General features: G+C 64.1%; 21 protein-coding genes and 1 pseudogene. 17 read left to right on the forward strand and 5 right to left on the reverse strand.

Annotated elements, in window-relative coordinates; genetic code table 11:
* Positions 1-32: 32 nt before the first annotated feature.
* Positions 33-248 (reverse strand): hypothetical protein, encoded by a 216-nt coding sequence (locus G522_RS0123300; RefSeq protein ID WP_026793086.1) that lies wholly within the window; start codon positions 246-248, stop codon positions 33-35.
* A gap of 206 nt (positions 249-454) precedes the next feature.
* Entirely contained in the window at positions 455-1,273 is an 819-nt protein-coding gene (locus tag G522_RS0123305) for an RDD family protein (RefSeq protein WP_026793087.1), read from the reverse strand.
* Between the two features lie 165 nt (positions 1,274-1,438).
* Here G522_RS0123305 and G522_RS28410 point away from each other — a divergent pair, with 165 nt between their 5' ends.
* From G522_RS28410 to G522_RS0123365, 12 genes are all read left to right on the forward strand, one after another.
* Positions 1,439-3,856, forward strand: coding sequence for an ATP-dependent helicase (locus G522_RS28410; protein WP_051229164.1), 2,418 nt, complete (start codon positions 1,439-1,441; stop codon positions 3,854-3,856).
* Positions 3,857-3,992: 136 nt separating this feature from the next.
* On the forward strand, positions 3,993-5,627 hold the full coding sequence (locus G522_RS28415) for a bifunctional metallophosphatase/5'-nucleotidase (RefSeq protein WP_036840717.1): 1,635 nt from the start codon (positions 3,993-3,995) through the stop codon (positions 5,625-5,627).
* Between the two features lie 402 nt (positions 5,628-6,029).
* Positions 6,030-6,902 carry a 50S ribosomal protein L11 methyltransferase gene (locus G522_RS0123320; protein WP_026793088.1) on the forward strand — a complete coding sequence of 291 codons (873 nt, stop codon included), beginning with the start codon at positions 6,030-6,032 and terminating at the stop codon, positions 6,900-6,902.
* A gap of 88 nt (positions 6,903-6,990) precedes the next feature.
* Complete coding sequence (locus tag G522_RS0123325; protein WP_026793089.1) at positions 6,991-7,239, forward strand: acylphosphatase; 249 nt, start codon at positions 6,991-6,993, stop codon at positions 7,237-7,239.
* A 207-nt stretch (positions 7,240-7,446) separates the two neighbouring features.
* Positions 7,447-8,076 (forward strand): Rieske (2Fe-2S) protein, encoded by a 630-nt coding sequence (locus G522_RS0123330; protein ID WP_026793090.1) that lies wholly within the window; start codon positions 7,447-7,449, stop codon positions 8,074-8,076.
* A gap of 2 nt (positions 8,077-8,078) precedes the next feature.
* Positions 8,079-8,918 carry an aromatic ring-hydroxylating oxygenase subunit alpha gene (locus G522_RS0123335; RefSeq protein WP_026793091.1) on the forward strand — a complete coding sequence of 280 codons (840 nt, stop codon included), beginning with the start codon at positions 8,079-8,081 and terminating at the stop codon, positions 8,916-8,918.
* Positions 8,915-9,577 (forward strand): glutathione S-transferase family protein, encoded by a 663-nt coding sequence (locus tag G522_RS0123340; RefSeq protein WP_026793092.1) that lies wholly within the window; start codon positions 8,915-8,917, stop codon positions 9,575-9,577. Before G522_RS0123335 ends, G522_RS0123340 begins: the two co-directional genes overlap by 4 nt.
* A 1-nt stretch (position 9,578) precedes the next feature.
* Positions 9,579-10,958 carry an amidohydrolase gene (locus G522_RS0123345; RefSeq protein WP_026793093.1) on the forward strand — a complete coding sequence of 460 codons (1,380 nt, stop codon included), beginning with the start codon at positions 9,579-9,581 and terminating at the stop codon, positions 10,956-10,958.
* 24 nt (positions 10,959-10,982) lie between these two features.
* Positions 10,983-12,080: a BMP family ABC transporter substrate-binding protein gene (locus G522_RS0123350; RefSeq protein WP_026793094.1), complete on the forward strand. Its 1,098-nt coding sequence runs from the start codon at positions 10,983-10,985 to the stop codon at positions 12,078-12,080.
* 7 nt (positions 12,081-12,087) lie between these two features.
* Positions 12,088-13,596, forward strand: a complete 1,509-nt coding sequence (locus G522_RS0123355; protein WP_026793095.1) for an ABC transporter ATP-binding protein — start codon at positions 12,088-12,090, stop codon at positions 13,594-13,596.
* On the forward strand, positions 13,593-14,687 hold the full coding sequence (locus tag G522_RS0123360; RefSeq protein ID WP_026793096.1) for an ABC transporter permease: 1,095 nt from the start codon (positions 13,593-13,595) through the stop codon (positions 14,685-14,687). Before G522_RS0123355 ends, G522_RS0123360 begins: the two co-directional genes overlap by 4 nt.
* Entirely contained in the window at positions 14,684-15,595 is a 912-nt protein-coding gene (locus G522_RS0123365; protein WP_026793097.1) for an ABC transporter permease, read from the forward strand. The genes G522_RS0123360 and G522_RS0123365 overlap by 4 nt, the downstream gene beginning before the upstream one ends.
* A gap of 61 nt (positions 15,596-15,656) precedes the next feature.
* On the opposite strand, the gene G522_RS30185 is transcribed toward G522_RS0123365, so the two are convergent.
* Complete coding sequence (locus tag G522_RS30185) at positions 15,657-15,803, reverse strand: hypothetical protein (protein WP_156887036.1); 147 nt, start codon at positions 15,801-15,803, stop codon at positions 15,657-15,659.
* A 472-nt stretch (positions 15,804-16,275) separates the two neighbouring features.
* Between G522_RS30185 and G522_RS0123375 the strand changes: the two genes are divergently transcribed.
* From G522_RS0123375 to recN, 4 genes are all read left to right on the forward strand, one after another.
* Positions 16,276-18,090, forward strand: coding sequence for an aminopeptidase P family protein (locus tag G522_RS0123375; RefSeq protein WP_026793098.1), 1,815 nt, complete (start codon positions 16,276-16,278; stop codon positions 18,088-18,090).
* A gap of 214 nt (positions 18,091-18,304) precedes the next feature.
* Positions 18,305-19,234 carry a UDP-3-O-acyl-N-acetylglucosamine deacetylase gene (gene lpxC / locus G522_RS0123380; RefSeq protein WP_026793099.1) on the forward strand — a complete coding sequence of 310 codons (930 nt, stop codon included), beginning with the start codon at positions 18,305-18,307 and terminating at the stop codon, positions 19,232-19,234.
* 213 nt (positions 19,235-19,447) lie between these two features.
* Complete coding sequence (locus G522_RS0123385; RefSeq protein WP_026793100.1) at positions 19,448-20,275, forward strand: outer membrane protein assembly factor BamD; 828 nt, start codon at positions 19,448-19,450, stop codon at positions 20,273-20,275.
* 9 nt (positions 20,276-20,284) lie between these two features.
* Positions 20,285-21,949, forward strand: a complete 1,665-nt coding sequence (recN, locus tag G522_RS0123390) for a DNA repair protein RecN (protein WP_026793101.1) — start codon at positions 20,285-20,287, stop codon at positions 21,947-21,949.
* Between the two features lie 6 nt (positions 21,950-21,955).
* On the opposite strand, the gene G522_RS0123395 is transcribed toward recN, so the two are convergent.
* Complete coding sequence (locus G522_RS0123395; protein WP_026793102.1) at positions 21,956-22,804, reverse strand: helix-turn-helix transcriptional regulator; 849 nt, start codon at positions 22,802-22,804, stop codon at positions 21,956-21,958.
* Between the two features lie 92 nt (positions 22,805-22,896).
* Between G522_RS0123395 and G522_RS28420 the strand changes: the two are divergent.
* Positions 22,897-23,517 (forward strand): annotated as a pseudogene (locus G522_RS28420) (SDR family oxidoreductase); the annotation flags it as partial.
* Here the strand turns inward: G522_RS28420 and G522_RS29775 are convergent.
* On the reverse strand, positions 23,512-23,813 hold a 302-nt coding region (locus G522_RS29775), incomplete at its 5' end, for an integrase core domain-containing protein (RefSeq protein WP_026791593.1). The pseudogene G522_RS28420 and the gene G522_RS29775 overlap by 6 nt on opposite strands.

Here is a 23,813-nt window from a genome sequence, read left to right on the forward strand (position 1 = left end):
CCGAAACCGCTTGAAACTCGTAAGTTCAGATCTCAGCCACGCGACCAGGCGATGGCACGCGACACCAGCTCCGGGGTCGCCTCTACAAGGTCGCCTCTCGTTTCGAGATACTGGCCGGGCTCCAGCCTCCAGGCGGCGTTGTCGGCATCTTCCACATGCAGCGCCTGACCACGGCCGGCCTGTGTCTGGGATGCTTTGATGAAATCGGCATAGATCCCGGAGAACATCCCATCGAAGATCATGACCATGTCCCATCTCCCTAGATAGCCGGCGCGACTGGCGGCGACGAGACAATCTGAAGTCAAATTTATTAACAGCAAGTAAACGAGAGGCGTTTACTCGTTCACCATTTGCGGAATCGGCCCATAGAAGAAAAAGAAAGATCTACGCTTTTCTTATTTTCTGCCCGAAAATACAAATGATCTGTCATAACTGCCAATGATATTACCAGCTATTAACCGAGAGATTCGCCATTGCCGTTGGCGCGTACGACCATCGTCCTCGCGAGCCGATCGTAGAAGGTCTGGCCGCGCCAGCGTAGGAGCGGGATGACGTAGTAAATGGCGATAGGCAGACCCAAGACTGTGGAGAGGGCGATCAGGACAAACATGTTGTTCATGATGAATTGCATGAAGCGCAGGTAGGCCGGAAGGGTGTCCGCTAACCGCCATGTAGCCAGCGTGGTGACGACATCGACCAGGGGGAGCAAAGCGAGCGGTCCAAGCCGCAGAAGCTCCCTCCGAAGCGCCCGCGAACCGGCCTGGTCGGTGCCGGTGACCGGCTGGACCGCCAGCCCTAGGAGCCGCTTCCCGGGCGACCGGCCTGCGGCCCAGGCCCATGCGATCATCAGTACATAGGCGACCAATACGGTGGGATCGAGCCGGAGACTCGAATCGAATTCATCTCCGGCAGCCGAAACTGGAATCGTGAAGCTGCCGGTTTTCGTTATGTTGGCATCTCGGATCCAATCATTGACCGCAAGAATGTGTTGTGTCTTTCCGCCCACGGCAGACACTTCGCAAAGGCCAACGACCCGGCTCCAACCTGCCACGACTGGAAGGCTGGCATTGATGTCGGCGAGCAATGGCGATGGCGCTGCCTCGCTGCAAGCCGTTCGCGTAGCGATGCCGCGCCAATAATAGACATCGCTACCCGTCACAGCGTTGGCAGCCGCGAGAATGACCAGAGCCCAAGCATAGGCCAGCAGGAAATCGACGACAAACGCAGCGCCGCGGCGCCAGAAATACCGTTTCGGCCGGCTATCCTTATCCATCGTCTCTCCCCCCGAAAGCCGGTTACGACTCCTAGTCGCAGCGCGCAAAAGGTCAAGACGGGGCTTTTACAACCAGAACGCTTTTGATCGCCCCAGGAGAGGCACGGCCGCCAAAAGTCGACGACACTCTCGCACCCGACGCCCTGTTGCTTTATTGTTCTCGTTATGACTGCTTCCCAGAATCACGACGACACCGATTTCGACGTCTCTCCCTCGCTGGGCATCGCCGCCCGCGCCATGGCTGCCGCCCGCCCCTCGGGTGGCGCCGTCGGCTATCTCAGCGGCATGAACCCCGAGCAGCGTGAGGCGGTCGAGACGCTGGATGGCCCGGTGCTCGTGCTGGCCGGTGCCGGCACCGGCAAGACGCGTGTGCTGACCACCCGCATCGCCCATATTCTGGCGACGCGCCGTGCCTTCCCCTCGCAGATCCTGGCGGTGACCTTCACCAACAAGGCGGCGCGCGAGATGAAGGAGCGCGTCGGCCAACTGGTCGGCGGCGTCGTCGAGGGCATGCCCTGGCTCGGCACCTTCCATTCGATCGGCGTCCGCATGCTCCGGAAGCATGCCGAACTGGTCGGCCTCAAAAGCAACTTCACCATCCTCGACACCGACGACCAGATCCGCCTGATCAAGCAGTTGATCCAGGCCGACGGCATCGACGAGAAGCGCTGGCCGGCCCGCCAGTTCGCCTCCGCCCTCGATGGCTGGAAGAACAAGGGCCTCCGGCCCAATGAGATTCCAGAAGGCGAGGCCCGTGCCTATGTCAACGGCCGGGGGCGCGAGCTCTATGCCGCCTATCAGGCGCGCCTCAAGGTGCTCAACGCCGTCGATTTCGGCGACCTGCTGCTCGAAGCGGTGATGCTGCTGCGCCAGAACCCCGACGTGCTCGCCGACTATCACAAGCGGTTCCGCTTCATCCTGGTCGACGAGTACCAGGACACCAACGTCGTCCAGTATCTCTGGCTGCGTCTCCTCGCCCAAGGCTCGCACAACATCTGCTGCGTCGGCGACGACGACCAGTCGATCTACGGCTGGCGCGGCGCCGAGGTGGACAACATCCTGCGCTACGAGCGCGACTTCCCCGGCGCCAAGGTGATCCGGCTCGAGCGCAACTACCGCTCCACCGCGCATATTCTCGGCGCCGCCTCGCACCTGATCGCCCATAACGAGGCGCGGCTCGGCAAGACGCTGTTCACCGACCTGCCGCAGGCGGACGACGAGGACAAGGTGTTCGTCGCCTCGGCCTGGGATTCGGAGGAAGAGGCGCGGTCGATCGGCGACGAAATCGAGCGCTATCAGCGTGGCGGCACGCCGCTCAATGACATCGCCATACTCGTGCGCGCCTCCTTCCAGATGCGCGAGTTCGAGGACCGCTTCGTCACCTCCGGCATTCCCTACCGCGTCATCGGCGGCCCGCGTTTCTACGAGCGCGCCGAAATCCGCGACGCTCTGGCCTATTTCCGCATCGTCATGCAGCCCAACGACGACCTTGCCTTCGAGCGTATCGTCAACACGCCGCGCCGCGGCATCGGCGACACCTCCGTCCGCACGCTGCACGATTACGGCCGGGCCGAGGGCGTGCCACTCACCGAGGCGACGCATCAGTTGGTTGCCACCGAGGAACTCAAGGGCAAGACGCGCACTGCGCTGCGCGACTTCCTGGAGAGCATCGCTCGCTGGCGCGACCTCATTCCCTCGATGAAGCACACCGAACTCGCGGAGCTGATCCTCGACGAAAGCGGCTACACCGCCATGTGGCAGAACGACCGCTCGGCCGAGGCGCCGGGGCGTCTCGAAAACCTCAAGGAGCTGATCCGCTCCATGGACGAGTTCGAGAGCATGGAAGGCTTCCTCGAACACATCTCCCTGGTGATGGACCGCGACAGCGGCGAGGAGCTCGATGCCGTCTCCATCATGACGCTGCACTCGGCCAAGGGCCTGGAATTCGACACCGTCTTCCTGCCCGGCTGGGAAGAAGGCCTGTTCCCGCATCAGCGCGCCCTCGACGAAGGCGGCAGAGCCGGCCTCGAAGAGGAGCGCCGCCTCGCCTATGTCGGCCTGACGCGCGCCAAGAAACACTGCCTGATCTGGTTCACCTCCAACCGCCGCATCCACGGCTCCTGGCAGTCGTCGATCCCTTCGCGCTTCCTCGACGAGTTGCCGACCGCCCATGTCGAGATCAAGGAAACCGGCAGCGCCTATGGCGGCTACGGCTCGTCCTTCGGCCGCCAGAATCCCTATGGTGCCTCGCGCTTCGACAGCGTCGAGCGCTTCCAGTCCAACTACGAGACACCCGGCTGGCAGCGCGCCCAGAAGGCGCAAAAGGCGACCGGCGGCAGCCGCAGCGGCTTCGCCTCGCCGGCACAAAACTCCTATGGCCGGACGCAGCCCAAGCTGATCGAGGGCGAGCTGATCGCCAAGTCGGTGGTAACAGGCGCGCCGAAATTCGGCGTTGGCGACCGGGTGTTCCACGTCAAGTTCGGCCCCGGCTCGGTCTCCGCCGTCGAGGGCAACAAGGTCACCGTCGACTTCGACAAGGCAGGACAGAAACGGGTGGTGGACAGCTTCCTCGACAAGGCCTGACGGACGTCGATCGTCATAAAAGCCTGTCCTCGCCGTGCAAAACTGCGCATTAGCGCTTGAAGCCCACCGTCGGAACACGCCAAGATTGCTTAGGCGGCTCAGACCATGGGCACCTTGTGAACGGGGAGACAGGAGCATGACGAATAGACTTGCCGTCGGCATTCTCGCGGCGGGCGCACTGGCGCTTTCGGCCGGCACCGCACTGGCCGACTTCCAGCTCACCATTCTGCACATCAACGATTTCCATTCGCGCATCGAGGCGATCAACAAATACGACTCCACCTGCTCGGCCAAGGAGACCGAGGCGAACGAATGCTTCGGCGGCATCGCCCGCGTGAAGAGCGCCATCGATGCCAAGCGCGCCGAGCTCAAGGGCGGCAACCTTCTGGTGCTCGACGCCGGTGATGAGTTCCAGGGCTCGCTCTACTACAGCACCTTCAAGAGCGGGCCGGTGGCCGAGTTCATGAACGGCATCGGCTTCGACGCCATGGCCATCGGCAACCACGAGTTCGACGACGGCCCGGCCGAGCTCGACAAGCTGATCGGCGCCGTGAAGTTCCCGATCATCTCCGGCAACACCATCTCGGCCAAGGGCTCGCTGCTCGACGGCAAGTACAAGGGTTACGTCATCAAGGAGATCGGCGGCCAGAAGGTGGCTGTCGTGTCGGTGTTGGCCACCGACACGTCCGAGACCTCATCGCCCGGCAAGGACATCACCTTCGAGGACGAGATCACCTACCTCCAGAAGGCGGTGAAGGAGATCGAGGGCCAGGGCGTCGACAAGATCATCGCCCTCACCCACGTCGGCTACCTCAAGGACCAGGAAATCGCCGAGAAGGTCGACGGCATCGACGTGATCGTTGGCGGCCATAGCCACACCTACCTGTCGTCCACCGACAAGAAGTCGTCCGGTCCCTATCCGACGCTGGTGAAGAGCCCGTCGGGCGTCGACGTGCCCGTCGTTACCGCCTACGCCTATTCCAAGTATCTCGGCGACCTCACCGTCACCTTCGACGACAAGGGCGTGGTCACCGCCGCCAAGGGCGCCCCGCTGTTGCTCGACGCCTCGGTCAAACCCGACGAAGGCTATGCCGCCCGCGTCAAGGAACTCGGCAAGCCGCTGGAAGAGCTGAAAGCCAAGGTGGTCGGCTCGTCCACCGCTGTCATCGACGGCGACCGCAAGTCCTGCCGCGCCGTCGAATGCTCCATGGGCAATCTCGTCGCCGACGCGGCGCTCGACCGCGTCGCCAGCCAGGGCATCACCATTTCCATCGCCAACGGCGGCGGTCTCCGCGCGTCGATCGATGCCGGCGACGTCTCCATGGGCGAGGTGCTGACGGTGCTGCCGTTCCAGAACACCATCGCCACCTTCCAGATCGATGGCGCCGGCATCAAGGAAGCGCTGGAGAACGGCGTCAGCCAGGTCGACGAGGGCGCGGGACGCTTCCCGCAGGTGTCCGGTCTGAAATATACCTTCGACCGCTCGAAGCCGGTGGGCAGCCGCATCACCAGTGTCGAGGTCAAGGACGGCGACAAGTTCGTGCCGCTCGAGGCCGCCAAGACCTATGGCGTCGTCACCAACAACTACGTCCGTGGCGGCGGCGACGGCTACAAGACCTTCGCCGACAAGGCGGTCAATGCCTACGACTACGGTCCGAACCTAGAGGACGTGGTGGCCGCTTACCTGACCGCCCACAATCCCTACAAACCCTACACCGACGGCCGCATCACCGACGCGACGCCGGCCGACTACGTGCCGCCGAAGAAGTAAGGACGAAAGTCGGAAAGCTTGGAAACTAGGGCAATTTGCCCTATATTCGGAGTGTCGGGCGGAGTTGGCGCTCCGCCCGACGTTTTCTTACCTTAGAGTGATCCGGACGGTCACTGACCAGGTCGTCCGGGTCTTTCTCAGGGTAAGCGTGATGCTCCACGGAATAATCCGCATCGCAACACCTCCGTTATCACAGGCGGAGGCTGTCGCCTGTTTCCAGCCGAGGGAGCCCGTCTTCCCCGGCGACGCCGCTGGTTCGGCGTCATGCTGCGTTCTCCCGTGACGGCGCAACATCTCACGGTTGCCGGAGGTTGCCCATTCGCGTCAATGCGGTCTCGCTTTGACAAGCTGCCGGGCTCCGACTAAACCGCCGCCAGCCCGGATTTCAGCTCAGGAACCACCATGCGCCAGTATCAGCTCCACATCCCTGCCACGGACGCGACGGGCGCCGAGACGATCGCCGATGCGATCGAAGGCGCCTTTGTCGAGGCGGGGCCGGTGTCCTGGTACGAGACGGATGGCGGCTGGGCGGTGGATGGCTTCTTCTTTGCCGACGACGGCGAGGAGCTCCTCACGACGGCGCGCGCCGCCCTCGCCGGCATTGCCGACGCCGCTTCGGTGACGGTCGAGCCGGTTCCCGACGATGTCGATTGGGTGGCGCAGAGCTTGGAAGGCCTCAGCCCGGTGGTGGCAGGCCGCTTCGTGGTGCATGGCGCCCACGACCGCGAGCGCATTCCCAAGGGACTGATCGGCCTGCAGATCGAGGCCAACCAGGCCTTCGGCACCGGCCATCATCCGACGACTTGGGGTTGCCTCACCGCACTCAGCCGTCTGCTGTCGGTCTACCGCTTTGAGAACGTATTCGATCTCGGCACTGGATCAGGCGTTCTGGCCATCGGTGTCGCGCTCGCCACCAAGCGCCCGGTGCTGGCTTCCGACATCGATCCGCTGGCGGTGGAGATCGCCTTGGAGAACGCCGAGATCAACGGTGCCGCCAACCTCGTCACGGCGGTCACCGCCGCCGGCTTTGCCCATCCGGCCATCGTCGGCCGCAAGTTCGACCTGATCGTCGCCAATATCCTGGCAGATCCCTTGAAGATGCTGTCGCCACAGTTCCGCGTCCACGCCCTGCCGGGCGCCGCCGTGGTGCTGTCCGGCATCCTGAGGACGCAGGCCGAAAGTGTGCTCGCCGCCTTCCGCGCCCAGGGCTTCGTGCGCGAGCGGCACATCGTCAAGGACGTCTGGAGCACGCTGGTGCTGCGTTACGCCGGTTGATCTCCCGAAGCGCCCTGTCCATGGCGGATGCCATGAATGGCCGCTAATCTGGTAGCGTCGAAACCGACCGGATGGAGACGTTCCGCCAATGCCCGCCGCCCATGAACGCCTAACGATCCGTGGCAATCTCGGCGCTGGCAGCTTTCTGCCATGGGTCGCCCGCCATGCGGCCCGCCTCGGCCTTGATGGCGAGATCCACCATGCCGACGCAGGGCGTGTGGATATCGACCTCCGCGGCCCGACCGACCTGATCGATGCCATGGAAATGGGCTGCCTGCTCGGCCCGATCGACGTCTGGGTCGAAACGATCGATCGCACACCCAATCCTTCCGCCTAGCCATACGGGGCTGGGCAGATCCGTGCCGGCGAAAAGACCGCCTTTTTTGCAGGCTGATCGCCCGCATTGTCAGCAGCAGCCTGGAGCGGACTGCCCATATTTCCATCAGCCATCCAGATGCAAAAATATTATGCATAGGATATTTACTTAGATCGGGCGAGGCGGGCAGATTCCCTGTCGTTGCGCTCCTGATTTGAGACGAAGTCCATGCCTGTTGAGACGCTGCGCGACTGGATACCGGTGGCCCTTTCGGCTGATCTGCCGCCGGCAACCGTCATTCCAGCGCACACGCCCTCCGGCATCCTGGCGCTCTGGCGGAGCGCAAGCGGCAAGCTCACCGCCCTGGCAGACCGTTGCCCTCATCGCGGCATGCGCCTTTCCTACGGCTTTGTGCGCGGCGAGGCGCTCTCCTGCATCTACCACGGCTGGAGCTATGGGCTAACAGGCCAGTGCCAACGCATTCCGGTCCACCCCGAGCTAATCCCGCCAGCAGCCATCAAGGCAGCAAGCTACGCTGTCGAAGAACGGAACGGCGTGATCTGGATCGCCTTCGAGCAACCGGAAACGCCGCCGCCTGCGCTTGAGGGGTTCAAGCCACTCCGCTCGATTACTCTGAACACAGACGCCGAACGCATTACCGCGACGGGCGAGATGCGGGTGCTGCTGGCCGGCATCGACGTGCTTCTGCTGATCGTCGGGATCGGCGTCGGCGAAACACTCGCCCATGTCATGGTCGACGCAGCTGCCTCGGACGTCGACTGCATCGCCGTATCGAGAGCTGTCGAAGGATGGCGCCGCGAGTGTGAACAGCTCGGCCTCGAGGAACTTGCATCATGACCATGGCCCACCAGCCGATGATCGACCAGTGGTACCCGGTGGCGCTTGCCAGCCAGCTGCCACCCGAGGGCCGCGCCACGCAATTGATGGGCATGCCGATCACAGTCCTTCCCGGCACCCCGGTCCGGGTCGTCACGAATGACGGCCGCGACCTGCATGTCATCGTCCGCTACGGCCACGTCTGGACGTCACTCGGTAAGCCTTCGAAAGAGCTGTTCGACATTCCCGAAGCCGATCAGCCCGGTCGCCGCCTGGTCGAGGTGGGCGTGGTGCGGGTGCGCTGCTCGCCGCTGCGTGCCGTCGAAAACTTCCTGGATATCGCCCATTTCCCCTTCGTCCACACCGACATTCTCGGCGCCGAGCCGCATACCGAAGTGGGCAAATACGACGTCGAAATCCGCGATGAGGAGGACGAGGTCTGGGCGACCAAGGTGCAATTCTATCAGCCGCAGGCCGCGAAATCGGCCAGCGGCGGCATCACCACCGACTACATGTACCGGGTGCCGGCACCGACCTCGACGGTGCTCTACAAGACCTGCCCGGCGCGTCCCGGTGAGTGGGACGTCATCACCCTGTTCGTGCAGCCGCTGACGGAAGAGCTCTGCGACGTCTGGCCGTGGATGGCGCTGTTCGATGATGAGACGGCGCTGACCGATCTCATCCACTTCCAGCAGATGATCTTCCTGCAGGACCGCTCGATCCTGGAAAACCAGATCCCCCGGCTGCTGCCGCTGGACCCGGGACGGGAAATTCCCACCCGCGCCGACCTCACCTCGGTTGCCTATCGCCGCTGGTTGAAGCGGCATCAGTTCACCTACGGCGCGCAACTGGTGGCCCAATGATCCTCTACGACTACATACTTTCGCCCGACGCCTACAAGATCCGCCTGATGGCGGCCCTCGTCGGTGTGAAGCTGGAACTCCGGGCGGTGGATGTGCATCCCGGCCGCGAGCACGAGTCCGAGGCCTTGCGGGCACTCAATCCAGCCGGATCGATCCCGATATTGATCGATGGCGACCTGATCCTCACCGAGAGCGCCGCCATGCTGGTCTGTCTGGCAAGGCTTGCGGCACCGGCTTGGCTGGGTGGAAACGACGTGGCGGATGCGGCTCGTATCCAGCAATGGCTAGCGTTCTCGCTGAGGCTCACCGATCACCTGGGCGGCGCGCGCGCAACGGAGATGCTGGTGGAACCCGGCGACCTGCCGGCCTTGCAGGCAGCGGGCACCATCGATCTCCGCGAGCTTGAGGCTGCGCTCACCGAGCGGCGTATCATCGGCCAGACCTTCCTCGTTGCCGACCGGCCGACGATCGCCGATATCGCCTGTTTCCCCTATGTGGCCCTCGCTCCTGACGGCGGCCTGTCGCTCGACCCTTATCCGTCGATCCGCCTGTGGATGCGGGCCATCCGCATGCTGCCCGGCTTCATCGAAATGCCAGGCATCCACCGCCTGCACGAGCTCAAGCCGGAACCGGTTTCCCAACTGCCGGAGACGGTTTGACATGGGAAATTATCTTCTCAAGAACTGCGCGGCAGTGATGGTGGACGACGGCGCCGGCCTAAACGCTCGCCGCAACGTCGACATTCTGACCGACGGCCCCGCCATCAAGGCCATCGAGCCCCATCTTGCCGAGACACCCCAATCCGTCGGCGCCGAGGTGATCGATGCCTCGGGCTGGTTCGTCTATCCGGGCCTCGTCAACACGCACCACCATTTCTTCCAGACCTTCGTGCGCAACCGCGCCGAACTCGACTGGACGAAACTGTCGGTGCTGGAATGGCTTGATAGAATCTATCCGATCTTCTCGCAGCTGACCGAGGATTGCTTCTATCACTCGTCGCTGACCGCGATGGCCGAACTCATCAAGCACGGCTGCACCACGGCGCTCGACCACCAGTACTGCTTCCCGCGCCATGCCGGAAAATATCTGGTCGACCGGCAGTTCGAGGCGGCCGAGCGACTGGGCATCCGCTATCACGCCGGGCGCGGCGGCAACACGCTGCCGAAATCGGAAGGCTCCACCATCCCCGATGCGATGCTGGAAACGACGGATGAGTTCCTCGCCGACTGCGAACGGCTGATCGACCGCTATCACGACGCCTCGCCCTTCAGCTTGAGGCAGGTGGTGATCTCGCCGTGCCAGCCCGTCAACAGCTACCGCGAGACCTTTGTGGAATCCGTGGCACTTGCTCGCGACAAGGGGGTGTTTCTGCACACCCATGTCGGCGAGGGCGAGAGCCCGGTGATGGAAGCCCGCCATGGCAAGCGAACAGTCGACTATCTGGAAGAGATGGGCTTCGCAGGGCCGGACGTGTTCTACGCCCACTGCTGGGAGCTCACCCACACCGAACTGGCCAAGCTGGCCGCCTCCGGCACCGGCGTCTCGCATTGTCCGGAGCCGGTCTACCTCGTCGGCGCCGAAGTAACCGACATTCCCGCCATGGCGGCGCTCGGCGTGCGCGTCGGCCTTGGCTGCGATGGGTCGGCCTCCAACGATAACTCCAATCTGATGCACTGCATCCATTCGGCCTACATGCTGCAATGTCTGGTCGCCTCATCGCGCAGCCATCCGGTGCCGGCGCCCGCCGAGTTCCTGCGCTTCGCCACGACGGGCAGCGCCTCGCTTCTCGGGCGGGCCGACATCGGCCGTCTCGCGCCGGGCATGGCGGCCGATCTCTTCGCCATAGACACCCGCCGCATGGACTACGTCGGCACGCGCCACGATCCGCTGAGCCTGCCGGCCAAGCTCGGCATCGGCATGGCCACCGACCTCACCATGATCAACGGCCGCATTGTCTGGGCCAATGGAGAATTCCCCGGCATCGATGAGGCGGAAATGGCCGCCGAAGCCGAGGCAACGCTTGCAACCATCGACTTCTGATCCAGCCGAGAGAGGGCGAACCAAATGACCAGAGGCATTACCCGTCGCAACCTGATCAAGTCGGCGGCGCTCGCCGGCGTCGCTACCACCGTCGGCAGTCGTTTCGCCTTTGCGGCCGAACCGCTTGGCATCGCACTCGTGGTGCCCTCGCCGATCGGCGACGTCGGCTGGGGCCACGCGCTGAAGGCGGCGCTCGATCCGGTGAAGGCCGCCTATGGCGATGCCGTCAAAATCACCGTGCTGGAAAACATCGCCGAGGGACCGGATGCCGACCGCATCATGAACAAGACGGTGGCCGACGGGAACAAATTCCTGATCGCCGGCTCCTTCGGCTACCAGAACGGCGCGATGCAGATCGCCCGGCGCAATCCCGACGTTTCGGTGCTGCATGCCTCCGGCTACATGGTGGCGCCGAACTTCTCGCCGTTTGCCGCCCGCTATTACCAAGGCACCTACCTGATGGGCATGGCCGCCGCCGCCCTGTCCAAGACCGGCAAGCTCGGCTCGGTCTCGGCGTTCGCCATCCCCGAGCTGATCACCTCCATCAATGCCTTCACGCTGGGCGCCCAGGCAGTCAATCCAGCCATCGAAGTCTCGGTGGTCTGGGTGAACTCCTGGTTCGACCCGGCCAAGGAGCAGGAAGCCGCCAAGGCGCTGATCGCCCAGGGCTGCGACGTCATCTTCTCCAATGCGCAGGATACGCCCTCGGTGATCTCGCTCTGCGAGGAGGCCGGCGTTTATGCCTTCAACCTCAATTCCTCGATGAAGAGCTACGCGCCGAAAACCTATCTCGGCTGCGTCGCCACCGACTGGTCTCCCTATTTCAAGGCGCAGGTTGACGCGCATCTGACCGGCAAGTTCAAGGGCGCCAGCGCCTTCCTCGGCGTCGCCGACAAGGTGGTGCAGACCGTTGACTGGAACCCGGCCATCCCCGCCGAGACCATGAAGAAGATCAGCGACATCGAAGCCAAGATCGCCGCCGGCAGCTTCTCACCCTTCACCGGTCCGATCACCAAGGCCGACGGCAGCCAGGGCGTGGCGGCCGGCGCGACCATGGACGATGCCGCCATCGTCGCCATGGACTGGCATGTGAAGGGCGTCACCTCGCCGCTGCCGAAATAATTCCCAGATGACAGCGCCCCTCCTCTCATTGCGCGGCATCTCCAAGCGCTACGGCGAGATCAGAGCCAATCAGGCCGTAGACCTCGACGTCGCACCGCGGTCCATTCACGCCATTCTGGGCGAAAACGGCGCGGGAAAATCCACGCTGATGAAGCTCATCTATGGCGTCGAGACGCCGGACAGCGGGGAGATGCTGTGGGAGGGGGCGCCGCTGACACTGGCCTCGCCGGCGGCGGCTCGCCGGCAGGGTATCGGCATGGTGTTCCAGCACTTCTCGCTGTTCGAGACGCTGACGGTCATTGAAAACATCCGCCTCGTGGTGCCGGGACGGACGGCTGCCCTTACGGCGCGCATCGGGGAGCTGGGTGCCGAATTCGGCCTGGAGGTCGATCCCTACGCGCATGTGCACGAGCTGTCGGTCGGCGAACGTCAGCGGGTGGAGATCATTCGCTGTCTGATGACCGACCCGAAACTGCTGATCCTCGACGAGCCGACCTCCGTTCTTCCACCGCAATCGGTCGCCAAGTTGTTCGACACGTTGCAGCGCCTGCGCGATGGCGGCGTGTCGGTGCTGTTCATTTCGCACAAGCTCGAGGAAATCCGGGCCATCTGCGACCGCGCGACCATTCTGCGCGCCGGCAAGGTTACCGGCCATATCATCCCCCGCGAGCATGACGCTCATGATCTTGCCCGCATGATGATTGGCCACGACATGCCGGAGCCGCCGCCGATGACGCCAGCGCAGCCAGGCGAAACCATGCTGGAGCTGATCGGGCTGACCTACACACCGGACGACCCCTTCGGCATGCCGCTCCGGGATCTTGCGCTCAGTCTGAAGGCCGGAGAGATCCTTGGCATTGCCGGCATTTCCGGTAACGGACAGGCCGAGCTTTCCGAATTGATTTCCGGCGAGATCCGGCTGCCGTTCGATGATCGCGAACAGGTGCAGATGATGGGAGAGCCGGCCGGCCATCTCGGCCCCGCCGACCGGCGGAAGCTCGGCTTTGCCTTCGTCCCGGAAGACCGTCTCGGCCGCGGTGCCGTTCCGGGAATGTCGCTTGCCCGCAACAGCCTTCTCACCGCCCATCCGCAGGGGTTGGTGCGGCACGGGCTGATCGCTTTGGCAGAGGCAGCCGACTTCACCCGCCGCTGCATCGCCGACCACGACGTGCGCACTTCCGGCGTGGAGGCCGAGGCAGGCGGCCTTTCCGGCGGCAACCTGCAGAAATTCATCGTCGGCCGGGAAATGATGCTGGCGCCGAAGCTGTTCTTTCTGGCCCAGCCCACCTGGGGCGTTGACATCGGCGCGGCAACGACGATCCGCCAAAAGCTGGTGGCGCTCAGAAATGAGGGCGTTGCCATCCTGGTGATTTCCGAGGAGATCGACGAGTTGTTCGATATCTGCGATCGCATTCAGGTGCTGAGCCACGGTCGGCTGAGCCCCTCGTTGGAGACACGCAGGACGCGGCCGGAAGATATCGGGCGCTACATGATCGGCGCGGGAGCCGCGACATGAGCGCAGCCCTCATTTGGCCGAAGCTGGTGAAACGCGAGCGGCCGTCGCTGACCATAACGATCCTCGCCCCGCTTCTGGCACTCGTGGCGGCGACACTTCTCAACCTGCTGCTCTATCTGATCATGGGCAAGGACCCGGTGGCTGTGTTTCACGCCATGATCCTGGAGCCGTTCATCTCCTTTCCGTCCTTCTCCGAAGTGCTGCTGAAAACCGGGCCATTGCTGCTGATCGCCGAGGGGTTGGCGATCGGCTATCGCGCCAAGGTGTTCAACATCGGCGCTGAGGGACAGTTCATCATCGGCGCCATCTTCGCCTCGGCGCTGCCGGTCTGGTATCCGATGGCGACGGGGCAATGGATCTGGCCGACGATGCTTGTGGCGGGCGCGATCGGCGGTGCGATGTGGGCGGGGATCACCGCCTTCTGGCGGGTGCGGCTCAGGGCCAACGAGATCCTGGTGTCGCTGATGCTCAGCCTGGTGGCGGCGCAGGTTCTCAATTACCTGCTGCTCGGCCCCTGGAAGGACCCAAACGGCTTCAACTTTCCGCAGTCGGTGATGTTTCAGTATGACGCCATGGTGCCGCTGATCATCCCCGGAACGCGGGTCAATGCCTCGCTGCTGATCGCGCTCGCGTTGGCTCTCGTGGCCTATGTGTTCATGCAGAAGAGCTTTACGGGCTACAAGCTGGAAGTGGGCGGGCTTGCGCCGCGCGCGGCTGGCTACGCCGGCTTTTCCGAGGGGCGCGCCATCTGGCTGTCGCTGCTGATCGGCGGCTTTGCGGCCGGGCTTGCTGGGGCGGCGGAGGTTGCCGGCCCGATCGGGCAACTGCAACGCTCGATCTCCACCGGCTATGGCTATGCGGCGATCATCGTCGCCTATTTCGGTGGCCTGCACCCCATCGGCATCCTGTTTTCGTCAGTGGTGATGGCGGCGATCTACATCGGCGGCGACAATGCCCTGGTGTCGGCCGACCTGCCGATCGCCGCCGTCAGGGTGTTCCAGGGCAGCCTGCTGCTCGCCTATCTGATGGCGACGACCTTCGTGCGCTACCAGCTCGTGTTTTTAAGACCAGTGAGCGGGGTAGCACCATGATCGCGCTGCAGTTCATCCTGTCTGGCATGCTGGCTGCGGCAACGCCGTTTCTTCTGGCCGCCCTCGGCGAACTGGTCAGCGAGCGAACCGGCGTGCTCAACCTCGGCGTCGAGGGCGTGATGGCGCTTGGCGCGGCGATTGCCTTCATCATCGTCTACCACGGTGGCGGGCACGTCCTGGCCTTTGCCGGCGCCGGCCTTGCTGGCTTGCTGTTGTCGCTGCTGTTTGCCTTTGCGACGCTGGGCCTGCAGGCCAATCAGGTGGCGGCCGGCCTTGCCATCGGCATCCTCGGCCAAGGCCTGTCGGCGCTGTTTGGCAAAACCTATGAGAGCCTGACGGTGAAAGGTCTGCCGAAGCTCGCAATCCCCGGCCTTTCCGACCTGCCGGTGTTCGGCGGGCTGTTCGTCCAGGATTCCGTCGTCTGGCTGTCGCTTGCCGCGACCTTGGCGATCTGGGCCACCTTCGCCTTCACCAAAACGGGCCTGTTGCTGAGGGCCGTCGGCGAAAATCCGAAGGCTGCCCATTCCATCGGCTATCCGGTCAATGCCATCCGCGTCGCCGCCGTGGCATTCGGTGGGCTGATGTCCGGCTTTGCCGGCGCTTACGCCGCAACGGTCTATACCCCGTTGTGGGCGGACGGGATGATTGCCGGGCGGGGCTGGATCGCGCTGGCCCTCGTCGTATTCGGCACTTGGCTGACCGCTCGCATTTTCCTGGGTGCCTGCCTATTCGGCGCCGTCTCGCTGGCCGGCCTTGCCGCGCAGGCGGGTGGCGTCGAGCTGCCGTCGCAGCTTCTCGCCAGCCTGCCCTATCTGGTGACGATCATCGTCCTCGGCGTCATTTCCTCGAACCGACGCCTTCTCAAGCTCAACGGCGTCGCCTCGCTTGGAGAGCCATTCAAGCCCTGAACCGAGAGAGAAATTTGCCCGTGCAGGGGATCAGACCGTCTCGACCTGATCGATCAGGGCTTCAAAGCGCGGCGTCGACCGCGCGCGACCGCATGGTGCCGGTCGAGCTGCGACCATAGCCATGCTCGCGCGCCGCTTGGTCGTCCAGCGATGCCAAATACGGCGCGACATAGCGCTGCGCCTGTCGCTCGCGCGTGCCAAGTGTCATTTCATAAGTCTGGCGAAAGACACCACTTCTGTAGGATGTGGCGGTAGTCGGGGCAAATCGGCTCATAGTAGCACCTCTTGAATATCGTCGGCGTTCGCCGACCGTTCTCAAAAGCGCCGTTATCCTCATGGGACGCGAAACCAGCCCTCCGAACTCCTTTAGTGATAGCAGACTACGACTTTAGTATGAACGAGCAATGACGCAGGCCACCCCTGCGGGTGACTCATGGCTGCCGCCTCCCTTTCGCCGCAACCGGCCATTGCCGCCGAATTCCTGCCTGATACATGAATGGGAGATGACACTCGAACCTTGTCCGAAGCCGTCCGATCGGCTTTCGGCGCCAAGCGGTATCCGCATGAAACGCCGAAGCTGGCGACCTGTTCAAGCTGGAGCGAACCTCAGCCAACCGCTTGACGGAGGGTAAAGCCAGGGGCCACAACTCCAGCCTTTCGAGCATGGCGGAGTGACAGAGGTGTTCCAGACATTCGATAACGTCAACGATCCCAGCCACGGCAAGGAACGGCTGGCCGCCCTCAGGGCCGAGCTCAAGCGTCGGAACCTCAAGGGCTTTCTGGTGCCGCTCGCCGATGAACATCAGGGCGAATACATCCCCGCCTCCGCCCGTCGCCTGCTCTGGCTGACCGGATTCGCCGGTTCCGCCGGCCTCGCCATCGTGCTTGAAGACCGTGCCGCCATTTTCGTCGACGGCCGCTATACGCTGCAGGTGCGCGAGCAGATCGACCTCAACGTCATCGAGCCGCATCACCTCGTCGAGGAACCGCCGCACGACTGGCTGAAGGGCGTGGCCCAAAAGGGAGACCGCATCGGCTTCGATCCCTGGCTGATGACTGCCGCCGAAGTTGGCCGCTTCGAAACGGCCCTCGCTGCCGTCGGTGCCGAATTCGTCGCCGTCGATGGCAACCCGGTCGATGCCGTCTGGACCGACCAACCGGAACCGCCCAAGGGCCGCGTGTCGCTGTTCCCGGAAAAACTGGCCGGCGAAAGTGCCGAACAGAAGCTCGCCCGTCTCGGTGAAGCCATCGCCAAGGCCGGCGCCGACGCCGCCGTGCTGACGCGCCCCGATTCGATCGCCTGGGCGTTCAACATCCGCGGCGCCGACGTACCGCATACGCCCGAGGCGCTATCCTTTGCCATCCTGCACAAGGAAGGCCGCCCGGCCCTGTTCATCGATGGCGCCAAGCTCGACAACGTCGTCCGCGATCGGCTGGAGCAGATCGCCAGCGTCGAGCAGCCCGGCGCGTTTGCCTCGGCGTTGTCGGCGTTGGGTGGCCCCGTGCTGGTCGACAAAGCTTCGGCCGCCTTCGAGGTGGTACGCCGCATCGAAGCCGGCGGCGGCAAGGTCGTGGCCGGCCCCGACCCGGTCCTGCTGCCCAAGGCGCTGAAAAATTCAACGGAACTCTCAGGGATTCGCGCCGCCCATGTCCGCGACGGCGTCGCCATGGTGCGCTTCCTCGCCTGGCTCGACCGCAAGGCGCCGAAGGGCGGGCTCGACGAGATCGCCGTCACCAAGAAGCTCGAAGAGTTCCGCCGCGACACCGGTGCGCTGCGCGACATCTCCTTCGACACCATCGCCGGCGCCGGCCCCAACGCGGCCATTCCGCATTATCACGTCAGCACCGCCTCCAACCGCAAGGTGGAGCTGAACGGCATCCTGCTGGTCGACTCAGGTGCCCAGTTCGAGGATGGCACCACCGACATCACCCGCACCATGATCATCGGCACGCCGACCGATGAGATGATCGACCGCTTCACCCGCGTGCTGATCGGCAACATCCGCCTGACGCTCGCCCGCTTCCCCAAGGGAACGAGCGGCGCCCATCTCGACGTGCTGGCCCGCGAAAAGCTGTGGGAAGCCGGCCTCGATTTCGACCACGGCACCGGCCACGGCGTCGGCCATTATCTCTCCGTTCACGAGGGGCCGGGCCGCATCGCCAAGACCGGTCATGTGCCGCTGGAACCGGGCATGTTGATGTCCAACGAGCCCGGTTTCTACAAGGCCGGCGCCTGGGGCATCCGCATCGAGAACCTGGTCATCGTCACGGCGCCCGAGCCGATCGGCGGTGGCGAGCGGCCGATGATGGGCTTTGAAACGGTGACGCTCTGCCCGATCGATCGCCGCCTGATCGACCCGTCGATGATGGCAGACCGCGAACTCACCTGGCTTAATGGCTATCACGCCGAGGTCCGAGACAAGCTGTTGCCGCTTCTGAACGACGAAGCGGAGCGAGCCTGGCTCGTCGCCGCCACGGCACCGCTTTCAGCCTGATGGCTTGATTCGACTTTTCACGCCCCGATGCGCGGCCCTTCGGCCGCGCGTTCCACTCCCTTTATAAACAGTTAAAAAGCCAGGGAAATTTCAGTTTTTTCGGACGTAACACTCGGTAAGAAAGAGTGACTTTCCTGGGACGCCCGCCTGTGTTTTATGAAAAATGTGCCGGATTGGCTTGCAGCCGCTCACCGGTCTTTTTTGGAAACACTCGATGCGAACGATCCACGGCAAGCAGACCACTCTCAGCGAAAGCATCCAGTTCTCTGGCGCCGGCGTGCATTCCGGCAAGCCGGCGACCATCGTGCTGCATCCCGCCGAGGCAGATCGCGGTATCGTCTTCGTTCGCACCGATGGCGAAGAGGTGGAGATCGCCGCCCGCCACGACAACGTGGTGGCCACCGAGCTTTGCACCATGATCGGTATCGGCGGCCGCACGGTTGCCACCATCGAGCACCTGATGGCGGCGCTTGCCGCCTTCGGCGTCGACAATGTCGTCGTCGAGATCGACGGCCCGGAAATGCCGATCGCCGATGGTTGCTCGGCTGCCTTCATCGAGCTGATCGCCGAGGCCGGCCTGCGCCGCCTTTCCGCGCCGCGCAAGCTGTTGCGCGTCAAGAAGCCGGTGCGGCTTGAGGTCGGCAATGCCGTGCTGGAATTCCTGCCGTATGACGGCACCCGCTACGACGTTACCATCGACTTTTCCAACCCGTTGATCGGCCGGCAGTCCTACGTGCTCGACCTCACGCCCCAGACCTTTGCCCGCGACATCGCCCGTGCCCGCACCTTCGGCTTCATGGCCGACGTCGAAAAGCTCTGGAAGATGGGTTTCGCCCTTGGTTCCTCGTTGGACAATTCGGTGGCGATCGGCGATGACCGCATCCTCAACCCCGAGGGGCTGCGCTGGTCCGACGAATTCGCCCGGCACAAGACGCTCGACGCGGTTGGCGATCTGTCGCTGATTGGCATGCCCTTCATCGGCCATTTCCGCTCCTACAAGGGCGGTCACAAGCTGAACTGGATGGCCGTCAAGGCGCTTCTGGCCGACACCGACGCTTTCGAGATCGTCCACGATCACGTTGCGAATCGCGAAGCGGCCGGCGGCATCCTCCAGGCCGCCGCTCTGGCACCGTCGCGCGACTGAGTTTTGCCCAAAACCAATGGCGCCGGGCAACTTGCCGCCTTAATGTGGCCGAACATCACGGGCACGTAGCATCCGCGACGGCTTTGCGATAAAAGACCTTCCTGTTCAGGGGCGCGCCTGACTCGCGCCGATGGCGCAGGGCAGCCGGCACAGAGCAGTGCGCGTGGGATGGATGGGCGGCCGCGAGCGGTTGCGTACGGTGATGGGGTTTTCATGAGGCAGAGTTTCGTTCGTGTAGCCGCCGTGCTCGTTCTCCTCGGAGGCGCCACTACGCTCGTCGGCTGTTCTTCCAAGGATGAGCTGGCGCCCTTCGTGGAAATCCCGGCTGAGCAGTCGTACAACGCCGGTATCGCCTACCTGAGGCAGGGCGACTACGGAAACGCCACCAAGAAGTTCGCTGAGGTCGACGAGCAGCACCCCTATTCAGAGTGGGCGCGCAAATCCCTCATCATGACCACCTACACCAATTACACGCGCGGCAACTTCACCGAGGCCATTACCCAGGGCAAGCGCTACCTGACGCTCTACCCCGGCTCGGAAGACGCCGCCTATGCGCAGTGGATGATTGCGCAGTCCTACTTCAACCAGATGCCCGACATTACCCGCGACCAGAAGCTGACCGAGCAGGCCATGCAGGCCATGCAGGAGCTGGTCGACCGCTATCCCGACAGCCCCTATGCCGCCGAAGGCCGCAAGCGCCTCGACATTGCCAAGGACCAGCTCGCCGGCAAGGAAATGGAAGTCGGCCGTTACTATCTGACGCGCAACCAGTATATCGGCGCCGTCAACCGCTTTAAGACCGTGGTGCAGGATTATCAGACGACCCGGCACGTCGAGGAGGCGCTGGAGCGTCTCACCGAGGCCTATTTCGCCATGGGCATCACCGACGAAGCGCAGACCGCTGCCGCCGTGCTCGGCCACAATTATCCTGACAGCCGTTGGTACAAGGACGCCTATAAGCTCCTCAACACCAACGGTCTTGAGCCGCGCGAGAACACCCAATCCTGGATCTCGAAGGCATTCAAGGCAGTCATGCTCTGACGGGACGCCATGCTCCAGACGCTGGCAATCCGCGACATCGTTTTGATCGAGCGGCTTGAGATCGCCTTCTCCGACGGGTTGACCGTGCTGACCGGCGAGACCGGCGCCGGCAAATCAATCCTGCTTGACGCGCTGTCGCTCGCCCTTGGCGGGCGCGGCGACGCCGGTCTCGTGCGGCATGGCGCCGATCAAGGGCAGGTTACGGCCGTCTTCGATCTGCCGGTCGGCCACCCTGCCCGCACCCTGCTCATCGAAAACGATCTTGACGACGACGGCGACGTCATCGTCCGCCGAGTCCAGACCTCCGACGGCCGCACCCGCGCCTTCGTCAACGACCGCGCCGTTTCCGCCAATCTTCTGCGCCAGCTCGGCGCCGCCCTGGTCGAAATCCACGGCCAGCATGACGACCGTGCCCTGGTCGATCCCGCCATCCATCGCGGCCTGATCGACGCCTTCGGTGGCCTCGAGGCGGATGCAAAGGCTGTTGTCGTCGCCCATCGCGCCTGGCGCGACGCGGAGAAGGCGCTGGCCGACCTCGAACGCCGCATCGCCGACGCCCGCCGGGAGGGCGACTATCTGCGTGCCTCCGTCGAGGAATTGCAGAAACTCGCCCCCGAACCGGGCGAGGAAACGGCGCTGGCCGAACGTCGCCAGGAGATGATGCGGGCCGAAAAGGTCGCCGTCGACCTGCGCGAGGCCTACGATCACCTCAACGGCTCCGGCTCGCCGGTGCCGGAGCTCTCCGGCCTGCTGCGGCGCCTGGAGCGCAAGGGCGAGGTGGCGGCGCTGGCCGGCACGGCCCTGCAATCGATCTCCACCGCCCTTGATGCGCTGGAAGATGCCCGCTCCGTCTTCGAAGCCGCGCTGCGCGCCGCCGATTTCGATCCGGCCGAACTCGAACGCACCGAAGAGCGCCTGTTCGCCATCCGCGCCGCCGCCCGCAAATATTCGGTTCTGCCCGACGAGCTGGGCGCGCTGGCCGCTCGCATGGCCTCAGACCTCGCCGACCTCGATGCCGGGGAGGATCGGCTCAACGCGCTCGCCAAATCGGCCGGCACGGCGCGAGCCGACTACGACCGCCTCGCCGCCAAGCTCTCCGCCGCCCGCGACAAGACCGCCCGCCAATTGGAAGATGCCGTCGCCGCCGAGCTGCCATCGCTGAAGCTCGAACGCGCCCGCTTCATCGTCAACCAGCTGGCCGACCCCGAAACGCGCACCGCCGACGGCATCGACACGCTGGAGTTCTGGGTGCAAACCAACCCCGGCACCCGGCCAGGACCGATGATGAAGGTAGCCTCCGGCGGCGAACTCAGCCGCTTCCTTCTGGCTCTCAAGGTGTCGCTGGCCGACAAGGGTTCGGCCTCGACGCTTGTTTTCGACGAGATCGATACCGGCGTTGGCGGCGCGGTGGCCGAGGCGATCGGCACCCGCTTGGCCCGTCTCGCCCGCAAGGTTCAGGTGCTCTCGGTCACCCATGCACCACAGGTCGCCGCCCGCGCCGATCATCACTTCCTGATCGCCAAGGACAGCGTCGACGACGGCGCCCGTGTCGCCACCTCGGTGTCGCGCCTTCCCGACGGCCACCGCCGCGAGGAGATTGCCCGCATGCTGGCCGGCAGCCGCATCACCGAGGAAGCCCGCGCGGCAGCGGAGCGGCTGCTTCAGGGACACTGATCCCGCCTATTTGTCCGCGTCCGCCGCCTCGATCAGCCGCTTCACCACGGCCGCGACTTCTGGCGTTGCCGGATTGTAGACCACCATCGAAAGATCGGGGCGGCCGTCGACGGTAAAGGCCGAATATTCGAGGGCGAGCAGACCGGCCGTCGGGTGATGCAGCATCTTGGTACCCCCGCTGTGTTGGCCGACTTCCTTCTCGCGCCACATCGCCGCGAATTCCGGGCTGGCCCGGCTGAGTTCTTCCACCAGGGCCTCGACATTGGCTGCCGCTCCGGCCCGCACCGCATCGGCCCGGAAGGTGGCCACGACGAAGCGGGCGACGCTCTCCCAATCGTGCTGCCGGGCCCGCACCGAGGGATCGCAAAACATCATGCGCAGCACATTGCGCTCCTGTGGCGCTCGTGCGGCATAGTTGCCCAGCACCACGGCGGCGGCACGGTTCCAGGCGACGATGTCCCAGGTTGCCGTCTTGATAATGGACGGACTGAGTACCAGCGCGTCGAGAATGCGCTGCAGACGCGGCGATATGCCGTCGTCGCTCTGGCGATAGCGCACCTCCGGCGGCCGGCCGAGGCCCAGGAGAAACAGGTGCTCGCGCTCGACGTCGGTCAGCATCAGCGCCCGGGCAATGCGGTCGAGCACGTCGGCCGACGGCGCCCCGCCGCGCCCCTGCTCCAGCCAGGTATACCAGGTGACGGACACGTTGGCCCGCTGCGCCACCTCTTCGCGACGCAGGCCGGGCGTCCGGCGGCGCGCCGTTGGCAGGTCAAAGGCGGCGGCATCCAGGCGACAGCGCCGGTCACGCAGGAAGGCGCCAAGGGCATTGCTGCTGGTGGTGACCGAGACATCCATCCTGTTAGTCCCTATACCATGATACGATCACTACTTTACCCCGATACAGCATGGAGTAACACTGGCATTATCGCCAACTCAGGAGTTGTTCCATGCGCGTTTTCGTGACCGGAGCCACCGGCTTCGTCGGCTCGGCAGTCGTCTCGGAGCTGATCGCTGGAGGCCATTCCGTCCTCGGCTTCAGCCGTTCGGAGCAAGGGGCGGCGGCGGTCAAGGCGGCCGGCGCCGACGTGCTTCAGGGCTCGCTCGAAGATCTCGACAGCCTGAAACGCGGCGCCGCTGCCAGTGACGCCGTCATCCACACCGCCTTCATCCATGATTTCTCCAAGTTCAAGGAGAACTGCGAGATCGACCGGCAGGCCATCGAGGTACTCGGCGAGGCGCTCGCCGGCACCGACAGGCCGTTGATCGTCACCTCCGGCCTCGGGATGATACCGCACGACGGCCTCATCACCGAAGATACGGTGCCGCCGGCCGACGCCCATATCCCTCGGGTTTCCGAACAGGCGGCTCTTGCCTTTGCCTCTCACGGCATCCGCGCGATGGCCATTCGCCTGCCGCAGGTGCATGGCGCCGGCGATCATGCCTTTACGCCGCACCTCATCAACGTAGCGCGCGAAAAGGGCGTATCCGCCTATGTCGGCAACGGCGCCAACCGCTGGCCGGCCGTCCATCGGTTCGATGCCGCACGCCTTTATCGGCTCGCTCTAGATGTGAAGCCTCAAGAGGTTGTCGCTGGTTAGGTTGAGGCGACTGATAGGGGTTTTGGCGTCAAGGCTACCGTGTGGTCTGTGCCAATTGTACATGTGGGTCCACTCTGGCAAGTGGGCTTTGCGGTGATCTGAGGTTGGATAGGCGCGTGCGTATGCCCATTCACGCAGAGCGGTCTGGATGAACCGCTCAGCCTTACCGTTGGTCTTCGGCGTATAGGGCTTCGTTCGGATGTGTTTCAGGCCGAGATCCTTGCAAGCCTTTGCGAAGTCTTTGGATTTGTAGCAGGATCCGTTGT

The sequence above is a fragment of the Pleomorphomonas oryzae DSM 16300 genome (assembly GCF_000422965.1).
Classification (GTDB): domain Bacteria; phylum Pseudomonadota; class Alphaproteobacteria; order Rhizobiales; family Pleomorphomonadaceae; genus Pleomorphomonas; species Pleomorphomonas oryzae.